Annotated in this window: 11 protein-coding genes; 9 read left to right on the forward strand and 2 right to left on the reverse strand. The window is 62.9% G+C overall.

The annotated features are described in order from the left end of the window. The first annotated feature begins 12 nt into the window (after positions 1–12). From V1227_RS06955 to V1227_RS06985, 7 genes are all read left to right on the forward strand, one after another. Positions 13–1353, forward strand: coding sequence for a hypothetical protein (locus V1227_RS06955; RefSeq protein WP_329791657.1), 1341 nt, complete (start codon positions 13–15; stop codon positions 1351–1353). A 29-nt stretch (positions 1354–1382) separates the two neighbouring features. Then, the gene (locus V1227_RS06960; RefSeq protein ID WP_329791658.1) at positions 1383–2450 is read left to right on the forward strand and encodes an AAA family ATPase; all 1068 of its coding nucleotides are present in this window, start codon (positions 1383–1385) and stop codon (positions 2448–2450) included. Further along, the gene (locus V1227_RS06965) at positions 2447–3439 is read left to right on the forward strand and encodes a hypothetical protein (protein WP_329791659.1); all 993 of its coding nucleotides are present in this window, start codon (positions 2447–2449) and stop codon (positions 3437–3439) included. Before V1227_RS06960 ends, V1227_RS06965 begins: the two co-directional genes overlap by 4 nt. Before the next feature lie 15 nt (positions 3440–3454). Beyond that, on the forward strand, positions 3455–5437 hold the full coding sequence (locus V1227_RS06970) for a S1 RNA-binding domain-containing protein (protein WP_329791660.1): 1983 nt from the start codon (positions 3455–3457) through the stop codon (positions 5435–5437). Between the two features lie 525 nt (positions 5438–5962). Next, positions 5963–6457 carry a hypothetical protein gene (locus V1227_RS06975; protein ID WP_329791661.1) on the forward strand — a complete coding sequence of 165 codons (495 nt, stop codon included), beginning with the start codon at positions 5963–5965 and terminating at the stop codon, positions 6455–6457. Between the two features lie 1540 nt (positions 6458–7997). Beyond that, complete coding sequence (locus V1227_RS06980) at positions 7998–8939, forward strand: caspase family protein (RefSeq protein WP_329793969.1); 942 nt, start codon at positions 7998–8000, stop codon at positions 8937–8939. Between the two features lie 11 nt (positions 8940–8950). After that, positions 8951–9412: a hypothetical protein gene (locus V1227_RS06985; RefSeq protein WP_329791662.1), complete on the forward strand. Its 462-nt coding sequence runs from the start codon at positions 8951–8953 to the stop codon at positions 9410–9412. A 140-nt stretch (positions 9413–9552) separates the two neighbouring features. Here the strand turns inward: V1227_RS06985 and V1227_RS06990 are convergent, their stop codons facing one another. Next, positions 9553–9780 carry a hypothetical protein gene (locus V1227_RS06990; protein ID WP_329791663.1) on the reverse strand — a complete coding sequence of 76 codons (228 nt, stop codon included), beginning with the start codon at positions 9778–9780 and terminating at the stop codon, positions 9553–9555. Between the two features lie 79 nt (positions 9781–9859). On the opposite strand from V1227_RS06990, the gene V1227_RS06995 reads away from it, so the two are divergent. Further along, the gene (locus V1227_RS06995; RefSeq protein ID WP_329791664.1) at positions 9860–11014 is read left to right on the forward strand and encodes a glycosyltransferase; all 1155 of its coding nucleotides are present in this window, start codon (positions 9860–9862) and stop codon (positions 11012–11014) included. Between the two features lie 24 nt (positions 11015–11038). Here V1227_RS06995 and V1227_RS07000 read toward each other — a convergent pair whose 3' ends face one another. Further along, positions 11039–11644 carry a TetR/AcrR family transcriptional regulator gene (locus V1227_RS07000; protein ID WP_329791665.1) on the reverse strand — a complete coding sequence of 202 codons (606 nt, stop codon included), beginning with the start codon at positions 11642–11644 and terminating at the stop codon, positions 11039–11041. A 102-nt stretch (positions 11645–11746) separates the two neighbouring features. Between V1227_RS07000 and V1227_RS07005 the strand changes: the two genes are divergently transcribed. Next, a complete protein-coding gene (locus V1227_RS07005; RefSeq protein ID WP_329791666.1) occupies positions 11747–12175 on the forward strand; it encodes a hypothetical protein in 429 nt (142 codons plus the stop codon). Positions 12176–12207: the final 32 nt, after the last annotated feature.

Genomic DNA, 12207 nt, shown 5'->3' on the forward strand with positions numbered 1-12207 from the left:
TATACTACCTGGATGGCCACGCTGCCGAAGATCGGGATGACCACCACGGGCATCTTCATCAGTCATAGCGCTCGCGTCCGAACTGGCGAAGAGATGCAGTTGCGGGAGGGTGAGACGGCGAGCCGTTACCGCGCGCGCAAGCACTTCCTGAACCAACTGCTGGAGGCGCTTGAGTTCGCTTTTGCCGAACGTGGCCGGGACGTCTGGCTCGACCGTCGCAATGTCGCCGTCGGCGAGGTCTTTGACCGCGCGATATGCCTTGCGGTCATTCGGAGTTACGGCGCGGTCGTCGTGGCCGACCATGATGCCTTGACGTCGGGTTGGATGAAGGAGGAGGCGGCGCTGCTGGGGCTCATGCGACAGTTGGTACCGGATTACCCAATCAAGATCGCGCTGGTGGGTGGTGTATCGGAGAAGCAGTTCGCCACCAGTCCGCTGGGCCGCACCGGTGGCTTGAACTCACTGAGTTGCCTACACTGGCCAGACCAAAGCAAAGGCTCTCGGAACCGGGAAAGTGCCGGGAAACTTGCCAAAGACATTGCGGCGTGGTTTCCGCCGATGCCGGTCGACCCTGCACAGGCTCGCTGGGTGAACGATGTCGCCTTCTTCATCCGTGACGCGCCGCCTCACATCCTCGATGAGGCGGCGCAGGCATTGCACGTCTCCACAACGGATCCAGTATTGCCTCAGGACAAACCAGCACTTGTCGCCGCAGCGCTGCTGGGCAGCACGCTTCAAGAAGCTTACGACGCAGTTCAAATTCTGGCCGAGTTCGTCGGGGCGAGGCTGACCTCAGTCAAGGATCGGGTCACGCCGCTGTGGGTCGACTTGGATGATGCCCGCCGGGTGATGGAAGTGGCCGGGGACGAACCAAACCGGCGGATCGTCCACCTCGTTGCCGGGAACCTGCCGGAGCACCACGTCGTGCAGCGCGGACGGGCTCAGCGAGACGGCATCCGCGTCACGAGGTTCAGCGGTGTCGCCGGTGAGGACATGCGCGAGCAGTTGCTTGAGCGGTACGAGAACGGGCTGCGCACAGCGCTTAACATGAAGCCGGACGAGACGCCAGGGGATGTCGCCCACCATCTGAGTCGATCCCGCCGCGTCGTGTTCGCAATCCTGAGTTGCGATGACATCGATCCAAGGGTGCTGCGGTGGGTGCTGCGGGAACTCATGGCCCGGTTCGGCGGGGTGGTTTTCGCGCTGGTCACCAGGCGCCCAGCGACTGCGCTGCGCAGGTTGAGCACGACCACTGTGCGACTTAGTAACGGAGGACAGGAGGAGCGCGACACCATAGCACTACTCGAAGACATCCAGGAGCTAGGAGACGCTCCTGGCCTGCTCGATTTCTGAGGCCCGACCATTATGAGGCAACGAAGCGAATGACGGACTCGACCGATCAAGTGTCCGATCTGGATCCGGCTGCGGACGATGATACCGACGGAGACGGGCCTGGCTCGTGGCTGCTGCAGCTGGAGCCTCTGTTGCGGGCGACTGCCGGCGAGCACGGCACCAGCCGGCACGGGGATACTCGCTCAGGGGATGTCTACATCCTTACCCCGGAAATTGAGACCGCTGTCAAGGTTGCAGTGCTGACCGGCCGCCCGCTGCTGCTTGGTGGGCCTCCTGGGTGCGGAAAGTCCAGCTTGGCCAGCTTTCTGGCCCGCAAGCTCCGCGTCGGCTACCACGAGTTCGTGGCCACCGAGGACTCACGGCCGTCCGACTTGATCTGGCGGCTGGACGCCGTTCGCCGACTGGGTGACGCGAATGCCCGCGTGTTGTCCACCCGCACCGGCTCGGACTCGATCGCTCCCTACGTCGAGCCGGGGCCGCTTTGGTGGGCACTCGATCCCAAGTCGGCTCGAGCCCGCGGTGGCTCCGGCGACCTCTCGGAAGCGGAGCAAGCCGCACCCCCTGAACTGCTCGATGGCCACACACCTGAACGAGAAGGTGCGGTCCTGCTGATAGACGAGATCGACAAGGCCGACAGTGCTTTCTGCAACGGCTTGCTGGTCCCTCTCGGCAGTCGCCAGGCGTTTGTCAGTCCGCTTGACTTCACCGTTCGGGTGCCGACCGGCGCACCGGCGTGGAGTCCGCTGACCGTCATAACCACCAATAACGAGCGCGATCTGCCCGAGGCCTTCCTGCGGCGTTGCCTAGTGCTGCGCCTACCGGCACCGGATGCTGACCGGCTGATCGACATCGTCGTGGAACATTTCGGGCAGCTGCCCGCACCGGTCGACGAACTCATGCGGGATCTTGCCAAGGAGGTGACCCGTCCGCAGGCGGGACGCGCGGTCAGCACCGCCGAGTTTCTGGACCTTGTAAAGGTGCTGCGCCACATCGAGCAGGTGGAGGGTCTCGACACAGGCACGCTGGACATGCTCAAGCGGATCACGCTGGATAAGCACACGCTGTACAGCGATGACGAGCGAGCCTGGTTGCGATGAGCCTGCGGGACGCAGCCCTGATTCTCGCGCATCGCGAGCTGTTTGGCGACCTTGAAGGTGCGCTGGTGCTGGTGGGTGCGGTATTGGTCGCACAGCAGGTCGAAGACAGACCAGCTTTCCCAGTGGAGGCCGTACCGTTCGAACTCGCTGACGAGCAGTCTTGGCCGTTGCCCTCAAACGATGGCTGGAACGAGACCGACCTGCAGGCCGACGACGCTATGGACACAGCACGCGTTCACGTAGAAAGCGAGCTGGACTATGAGGGTGACGGACCGGTTGCAGGGGCGGAGGATGGAGCGGCCAGAACACCCGTCCCGCGCCGGAAAGGCTCAGGGATGATTGCCCGGATTCTTGAACCGGAGCGGGAGGATGAGCGCGGCTCAAATGGACAGAGGTCTTCATCGTACCGGTCGGTCCCGCCGCCCGGTCGACAAATACCAGAGATGAGCGAGGAGCGAAGCGGGTTTCGCATGCGCACGTTGCCCCTCACCCTCCAAAGCATGACCCGAGTACCTCTGCGCGGAAACGAACCCGACATCCCCGCGGTACTGGAGCGGTTGGCGCTCGCCGAGCCCTTGAACGACGTTCCGATGGAAACAAGGTTCGGCCAGCCTGAGCGGATACGGGTCCTCTGCGAGTTAGGATTGCAAACCGGTCCCTATGCAGATGACGCCCGACTCCTGCAACGAATGCTGCGTCGGCTGTATGGCGCCGAACGCATAGACTTGCGCTGGTTCGAACGCTCCCCTGCCTACGGTTGTGGTCATGGTCCGGTGTGGACTTGGCAACATTGCGAGACACCCGGTGCCGCCGAGGCCACGGTCCTCGTTACACAGGGCGTGCCCAGCCGTTGGTGCGATCCACAAGCAGTACACGAATTCGCTGCAAGACTCTTCGCGCACGGGGCAGCGGTTTGTACAGTGCTGCTTGGTCCCGGCTCGCGGGTTCCTCGGTTTCGCGGCTATCCCCAGTTGCTGGTAAACGATTAATGGGGCAGGTGAAGCATGATAACCGATTGGGCGGAATCCCTGGACGGCATAACTGATCAGCGGCTCGTCTGGCTCGCGGCAATGGTGAGCCTGCCGCCGCTGGCGCCATTTCCGCTGATTCGTCGAGTGCGACGAGCCGGATTGGGGCCCAACACCCTGCACCTAGAAGCGGAACTCTGTGAGTCGGCGGTGGTCGCGGCGGTTGCCTTCGACGGAATCGAGCTGGAGCACGACTTTCGCGCTAGAGCCCGCGACGTTCTGCGTACCTTCGTCCTCGAAGGTGAGCTGGATGCGGAGGAACTGCGTCGCGTCACTCGGGTCGACGACCTGGGCCTGAGCCCGCTGCTGGAGCTGGAAGAGAACCTGGCCTGGATCTACGTTAGTCAGGAGAATCCAGGCCCGGAGGCAGACCGATTGCTGACCGACTGCCTGCTCAGCGTCGTCCGGGAGGAAAGGGAAAGGATCTTGGACTGGGCAGCTGGCGCCCTCAACCGGCTTCCCGGCCGCATCCTGCGAACCCCTGCGGCGTGGTTGCTTAGCGAACTGTGCATCGCGACGCGCCGCCAGGTTTTCCGAGTCCTTGCACCGGATCTCGACCAGGTGGACGGAGATCTGCTTAGCGAGGTGTCCCGGCTGCTGCCCACTGTGCTGATCGGGCTCGAAAGAGATGGCAGGACGCTCTCGCTCGGGCCGATCACGCGCAGCCGACGAATCGCCGTCCCGGTGCCGGCGATCATGCGCCAGCCGGTGACGGTGGTTTGGTCCGGTCCGGGCGGCCGGGAACAGGTCACCGTCAATCTCGGTGACCGTAGCGTAGTTGAGCTACCAGTCGGCGCAGGGCCAGTACGGCTGCGCACTGTCGCTGGCCGGGTGTTCACACTGGCGCCGATATCCCCAGGAGAACCGGCGCCGGAGATTGCCGACCTCGACGCCATCCTCGACACGATTGAACAGGCCTGGCTGACCTCGCGGGCCGTATCGGCTGAGGTGACCCGATTGATTTCGCCGCGGACCGCCGTTGTCAGCCTGAGTGGTGCGAAGGGGCTTCCCGCGCTGCTGCGGACCGTGCTCGCCGACGAAAATGACGACTGGTCCTCGATTCTCGTTCCAGGATTGAAGTTAGATGTGCGGATTAGCAATTTCGATCGGCCCTGGCAGCGGATCGTTTGTCGTCCGGCAACGCGGCCGCCGTGGATGGGTGCCGAGCTCGAAGTAGATGCCGAGATTGAGGGCAGGTACACCCACGGGACCGACTACGGGATGTTTGTCCAACTTCCGACGTCACCGTTAGGCTGGGACGGCCCGGTGGTTAGTGGCTTGGTGCATAACAGTAATTACCCAGGCTCCTGGCGCACTTGGCCGCCAGTCTTATCGCCAGGCGATCCGCTGCGGGTACGCATCTTAAGCATAGATCTGGAGCGGCGTCGAATCAGCTTGGCCGCCTTTGACGACAGGCCTGATCCATTGCTGAGCCTATCGGTCGGCGATGTTATGGACGCACGATTGAATCATATTGTGCACTATGGAGTCTTCGTCACGCTGCTATCAGGCCTCCAAGCTCTACTGCACCGCAGTGAAATTCCTGCAGATGCCCATCTGGAACCCGGAATGTCGATGCGCGTGCGGATCCTGCAAATCGACCAGGAGCGCAGACGAGTGGTGCTGGCTACCGAACCCCGACTGCCTCCCGGTGCGGCATCCCTGGCGCCCATGCCGGCGAAGCAATCAGTACATGTTGTGAGACAACATTCGAACGAATTTTCTGTCGCAGAAACTGTCGATGCGGCTGAAGTGACGGACTTCATCTTGGAGAAACTGCGTGAACCAGGACTGACTAATGTTGCTAACTTGGGTAGTCAGGTAACCAAGAGGTTCGGATCTGGCTTGCATAACGGTGGCGAGAAGTGGCTTGGCATGGGCACTTTCACCAAATTGCTAAAGACTTTGATTCCAGGTATCAGGATTTCCGGATTTCACGCCCAGTTGCCAGAGTCGTAACGGAGGAATCCGAATATCTACGAGAGAACATTATTGCTTGATCACAGTGAATATGGAGTGTATGATAACTCTGATCTAATTTTGAGATTTGCTGACCGGGTTCTCGTGAGACCATGCAGGCTGGGATAGGCGGCCATGCGTATATTGCGGCGGCGGTTCAGTATTGCAATTCGGAAAAGTTTGATTTTCGGGTGGGTGGCAATTGCTAAATTGGCGCAGTTCGTAAACTTGAACAGTGCCTTTTTGCGCTTGCTTGAGCGACGTCAATGGAGAATCGGTCACGCGCTATACAAGCGTTCTTGCAAGCCCCTGCATCATCCCCTTAAGCTGATCACTTAGACATGCTGAAACGTCGTTTGGAGGATTCGTGACTGACAGTTCTGACCAGTCTGCAGCGGGTGACAAACCTGTCGTGCCGCCTGTTGAACAGGTGAAAGCACCACCTTCGGACAAGTCGTGGCTGGAGGTGGAGAACGTTCGGGGCGAGGAGCCGGTCGGAGGTCATGTTTGCCGTGGTGATCATGGATGAGTGATCAGGGCAAGACCTACCAGACGTTCATCGAAACGGAGTTGAAGGCTGAGCGTGAGCGGCGGACGGCTTACGACGCTCGCGGACAGGCTCTGATCACCACCTCGAGCGCACTTGTTACCGTGCTCGCGGGTCTGGTCGCCATCGTGCGTACCGGCACTGCGGTACGGATCCCGACATCCGCACAGATCGTTGTGACGCTAGCGCTAGTATTGTTTGTGTGCTCAGCTGCCTCTGGGATCGCGGCCGGATGGAACCGCCACTATGCGGTCGCAAAGTACGGAAGCCTTAAAGGGATGGTCGAAGACCACTGGACCGATGACGAAGTGGACGCACGCAACAACGTGGCTTATTTGCAGGCACTCACGGTTAACACGTTGCGCCAAGGCAACAGGTTTAAGGCAGCGTGCGTGAGCGTCGGCTTGATCACGCAGGTAGCGGCGTTGAGTGCTCTTGGGAGTGCAGTCGTGATGATAATCTGCAGGCTGTGAAGATACGCAGAAGGGGTGAACTCGCCTACGTGTATTGGCTGTCGACGTTGGCTATGCGCTGGCGCCATCTGACAGGCTGATATGCGAAGATTTCCTGGTCTGTAGTCTGGAACTGTCTGATGACCTCCATACCTCAGCCTGGGAAGTCTTCGCGTATGGCGTAAGCGCAGCGTTGCCCCACTTAGGGGAGGAGGAATCTTGAGAAACGCATATCACGATAATTTCGATGAACATCATCCTTGTTCTGTCGAGACGTCGCGTATGTTGCTGATCTGCATTTCCATGGCTTATTATGCAAAGTATGAATCTGGGCATCTGCTCGTGTTGTCGCGAGCGCTGGGACGGGCGATGAACAAGGGCGAGCGCTAGGTTCAACAGTACCTGAAGCATCCCGAAATTCAGGCAAGCCTCAGGTGCTTCATTAATGCAGCAGCTGGTCGAAAGATTCGCCATACCAGTGTGCGTCGATTACTGCTCGTTAGCTATTGCTTTAATTAGATCTTTCGCGAGGGCGGGCGGATGCTTGGTTCGGCCGCGAGGTAATCTTGGTGTTGGTCATGCCATGCGCAAAGGTCCGGTAACTACGGACCTGTGCTTCACGTTGCTCTGTAGGGCAAGTTCGTATGTGCTGCGTCGCAGTAGGCTTCCGTCGCGCCGTTGTTGCCCGCTGCGAAGGAGGCGTTGCGGTCTGAATAGTGCCCTCCGCAGTTCGGACGTGCCGTCGAGGCACAGGAACCACCATGCTGTGGGCAGCGATGAAGCTGTCGCAGCGTACCTAAAACCTAGGCGCGTCCTGCGGCGTGATCGTTTGCTAAGCGATCCTGCGGTCGCTGCACCCAGATCAGCGTTCGCTTTGCGTCGGCTGGGACCGCTGAGAGGTAACGTAGCTCACCGCCATGCGTGTATTTCGCTTCGCGCCGCCGGATTTGATTGGCGACTTTAAGGTCCTGTAGTTGAGGTATTTATTATCAGCGTAGGGGCCTTATTTCTCGTTCTGTGATTTCAGGGAAATTCCAGTGTCAAATTCCGCCTCGTCAAGAATAGTTGCGACCGGGCATTGGATTTCCGCTCTGGTTCAGGTAACGTTAGTGCGTGGCTGGACGATTAACTGACCAGTTGAGGCCTGCAGTCTGCTTTGTGTTACTTGAGTAAAGCATGTCCAGCGGTAAGAATGCTTTTTTCGGTTCGTGTGTGATGGAGTACGGGCGCATCCGGGATGTATTCGTCGGTCAGTGATTAACACGTGCATGCTGTACGAATTGGCTGACGTGCCAGCGAAGAAGTCGTATGTGAATCAGTGAAAGAATCGAGTTCGTGCGCGAGTTTGTCGCTCGCGCGGCGTGATCGTGTCGATCGACAAAGAAGAATATAGGCCGGCAGGCAGCTTTGGAAGATTCAGTATGCGGTGAACGAAGGCAAGCAGTTTGACCGGAGTCTGGACCGAATTGCTCCGGCATCGAGCCGTCGGTGATGGGTTCTGCTCCATGCGTGGGCTGAGTGTGGCCAGTTGTCGAGACTCTCATTGATGGGTTGTGAAACAATGAAAAGAGCGCTTTTAGTCGGGATCGATCGATACCGAAATTTCTCTTCGCTTACCGGCTGTGGAAACGATGCCGCCGCTCTGAGGGCGTTACTGGCTCGCAATGAGGACGATAGTCTCAACTTCCAGTGCAAGCTCATGGTCGGTGACATCGAGCGCGATGACCTGGTGGCTGGCGTCACGTCATTGTTCGCTGGCGGCGCGGACGTGGGGCTGCTCTACTTCGCGGGGCACGGCACCGTGGTCAACGGCGACGTCGCGCTCACGACCACCGATGGAACAAGGCAGACTCCCGGTGTGAAGTTCGGCGAGGTTCTCGAGCTCATTGCTGGCTCAACGGTTAGGGAGGTGGTGGTCATCCTGGACTGCTGCTTCTCTGGTAGTGCTGGTCGTATCCCCGCTTTGAGTCCTGACTCGGTGCACCTGCGTTCCGGCGTTTCGATGCTGACTGCGAGCCGCAGCGATCAAACTTCTAAGGAAGTGCTCGGGCGCGGGATCTTCTCGACTTACTTGGAGGCGGGGCTGAATGGCGGCGCTGCGGACGTTCTGGGAAACGTCACGGTCGCGAGTCTGTACGCCTACCTCTCTGAGTCGTTTGGGGCGTGGGATCAAAGGCCGACCTTCAAAGCGAACATCGACCGCTTGCAGGAACTGCGCAAGTGCAATCCGACGATCCCGCTGCCCACGCTGATTTCTTTGGTTGACTGGTTTCCGACCTCGGACCACGTGTTCGCGCTCGATCCGAGTTACGAGCCTGACGCCGCACCGGTTCACGTCAAAAATCAGGCGGTATTCAAGCAGTTGCAGATGTGCCGTGCCAACAAGCTGATCGAGCCTGTCGGCGAGGAGCACATGTATTACGCCGCCATGCACAGCACAGGCTGCATACTTACTGCGCTGGGTAAGCACTACTGGCAGCTAGCGAAACGGGGAAACTTATAATGATCATCGGCGTGAGCGGCCATCAGAACCTGCCCCCAGGCGCACGTGAGCACGCCGACAATCATATCCGTGCGCTGTTGGCCGAGCAGGAGATGCCTGTCATTGGAATCTCCAGCCTGGCTGAAGGCGCGGACCAGGTATTCGCTCAACTGATCTTGGATGCGGGTGGCGCACTGCACGCGGTGATCCCATCACGCGATTACGACGCCACGTTCGACACTTCGGCCCTGTGCACATATCGCGAGCTGCTCTCTCGCGCGGACTCAGTAGTTGAGCTGAACTTCCCCGAGCCCAGTGAACAGGCCTACTACGCGGCCGGGCGCTACGTTGTAGAACACAGCGACATCCTGATCGCCGTCTGGGATGGAAGGCCCGCTCGCGGCCTGGGTGGTACTGCCGACGCCGTCGCACATGCGCGAGGCCTCGGTAGGAACGTCGTGATCTTGTGGCCGGAGGGTGTGCGGCGCGCGTGACGCACCATTCCAAGGGGCGCGCCGCACCTCCGGCACCTGCTCCGAGTGAGATCTTTGCTGCCGACACCGTCAGTCAGTTGGCCGCCTGCTCAGGTCCTTTGCCTTGGCGACGCGCTGTTTCGCCTGAGCGGCCAAGGCTGTCATATCGAGCAGCGGTCGCTGAGGTCCAGGCCGGTGAGGGTGACGCCGGCGGGGTAGTGCGGCAGGTTCAGGCCGGTGCCGACGGCGACCTCCAGCACCTCGCCGGTCGCCCGGGAGCACGCCCAGCGGCGGGAGTCGCCGAAGACGCGGCGGTCCAGCGCGCCCATCTCCCGGTCGTACGTCTCCGACTTGCGGTTCCAGTACTCCTGCCAGCGGGGCCGGTCCATGGCGCCCAGCGAACACGATCGGCACGGCGGCAGCCAGTCGTCTGGACAGGCCGGTGCCCCTGCACTATGTCTGGCCCGTGTGCGCGTAGTCGTCGTCTCCGGGGGCGATCCCGGTCATGTGGTGCCCGCCATCGCGTTGTGCCTGCGGTTCCTGGCGGCGGGCGACACCCCGGTGCTGCTGACCGGCGGCCGGTGGGTCGAGGCGGCGCGGGCAGAGGGGATCACCGCCTCGCGGGTGGCCGGGTTGTCGCTCGCCGACCTCGCGGACGTGCCGGACCTCGGGCTCGCGCTGCACGACCAGGCCGGGGTCCTGGCGACCGCGCTGGCGCCACGCTTCAGGGAACTGCGGCCGGACCTGGTGGTGTGCGACGTCCTCGCGCTCGGCGCGGGCATGGCCGCCGAACTCGTCGGGGTGCCGTGGGCGCAGCTGTCGCCGCACCCGCTCTACGAGCCGTCCAGGTGGTTGCCGCCGATGGGCAGCGGACTCGCCCCCGGAACCGGTGTGCGCGGCAGGCTGCGCGACAAGGCGCTGCGGGCGTTGACGGCCCGGTCGTTGCGCCGGGGAGAACGGCAGCGCGCCGAGGTGCGGCGCAGGATCGGGCTCGGTGCCGACGAACCCGGTCCGATCGCGCGGCTGATCGCGACGTTGCCCGCGATGGAGGTGCCACGCCCGGACTGGCCGGCCGACGCGCACGTCGTCGGGCCGCTGCTGTGGGAGGCCGGCCGCGGCACGCTGTCCCCGCCGCCCGGTGACGAACCGCTGGTGATGATCGCGCCGTCGACGGCGTGGACCGGTGCGCGGAGCATGGCCGAGATGGCCGTGGAAGCGTTGCGGGACAAGAACCTCAGAGCGGTGGTCTCGACGTTCGCGCCCGCGCCGGACCTGCCGGGCTGGGTGAGGTCCGGGCCGGGCGACCAGGAGCGGTTGCTGCGCCAGTCGTCGGTCCTGGTGTGCGGGGGCGGGCACGGGATGCTCGTCAAGGCGCTGCGGGCCGCGGTGCCCGTCGTGGTGGTGCCCGGCGGCGGCGACCAGTGGGAGATGGCGAACCGGGTCGCGCGCCAGGGGAGCGGGGTGCTCGTCCGGCCGGCGAGCGTCGAGGCGCTGCGGGACGCCGTCACGCGGGTGCTCGGCGATCCCGCCTTCGCGGCAGCGGCGCAGCGGGCGGCGGCGACGGTGGCTGATGTTCGTGATCCTGTGGAGGTATGTCGGACTGCGTTGAGTCTTGCGCGTTGAGCTCCCGCTTCACCGAGCTGAGGATCAGCCGCAGACGCGCTCGACCAGGACCTGCCAGCTCGCGGCAAGGTCGGCGACCACGGTCTGCGGGTCGGGCGCGTCCTCCGGCGCCCGCAGGTACAGCAGGACCGGCCCTTCGAGAGCCGCGACGAGCTGCAACGCCAGCGTGCCGCTCGCGGCCTCGTCCGGGCACGCCTCGCTGAGCAGCATGTGCACGTGGAAGAGCGAGGGGCTGTCGCCGGCGGGAACGGGCTGGCCGGGGTCGAGGGCGGCCCTGGCGAGGACCGTGTGCTCGACCAGGAACTCGAGCCGCGCACGGCCGAACGCGACCAGCCGCTCGACCGCCGGCGCTCCGGGGCCGAGAGGCGGCGGCCCGCTCATGACCCGCTGCTGGAAGAGCGTCTCCTCCTCGTCGAGCAACGCGAGGAAGATGCCCGCCCGCGTGCCGAAGCGGCGGAACACGGTGCCCTTGCCGAGCCCGGCGCGTTCGGCGAGACCGTCCATCGTGACCTTGTCCGCGCCCAGCTCGCCCACCATCTGACGGGCGACGCCGATCAGGTGGGCGCGGTTGCGCGCGGCGTCCGCCCGCTCCTGCACCGGACGGCCCCACGACAGCGCGACTGGTTCCACGAACCGAACGCTACCGGCGCACCGCGCGGTCGTGGCAGCGGCACACCGCCGCGACCGGCGTCCGGACTGTCACAAAGCGACGGGCTGTCTCGCTCCACCACCGTGAAACCACTCCTGGACCGCATCACCCTGACCTTCATCGGCCTGACGTCGGCGTACGTCGGCGTCTACGCGTACTTCTTCCCGGACGCCTGGTACGCGAACTTCCCGGGCTTCGGCCTGCGGTGGCTGCCGCGACTCGGCCCGTACAACGAGCACCTGGCCGCGGACGTCGGCGCCGTCCACCTCGCGTTCGCCGTGGTGAGCCTGATCGCGCTGGCACAGGTGCGCAACCAGGCCCTGGTGCGCCTGGCCGGTGCGGTCCTGCTGACCTTCAACGTGCTGCACCTCGTCTACCACCTGCGGATGCTGCACGTGTACGAGCCGCGCGACCAGGTGCTCAACGCGGTCCTGCTCAGCCTGGGCGTCGTGCTGTCGGCGGTGCTGGTCATCCCGTCGAGGAACCGGGTGCCGAGTCCGGCTGCCGCCTGACTCGGCCCCGGGCGCCTTCACGCCGCCGAGCC

It is taken from the genome of Lentzea sp. DG1S-22 (assembly GCF_036321065.1).
Lineage (GTDB): Bacteria > Actinomycetota > Actinomycetes > Mycobacteriales > Pseudonocardiaceae > Lentzea > Lentzea jiangxiensis.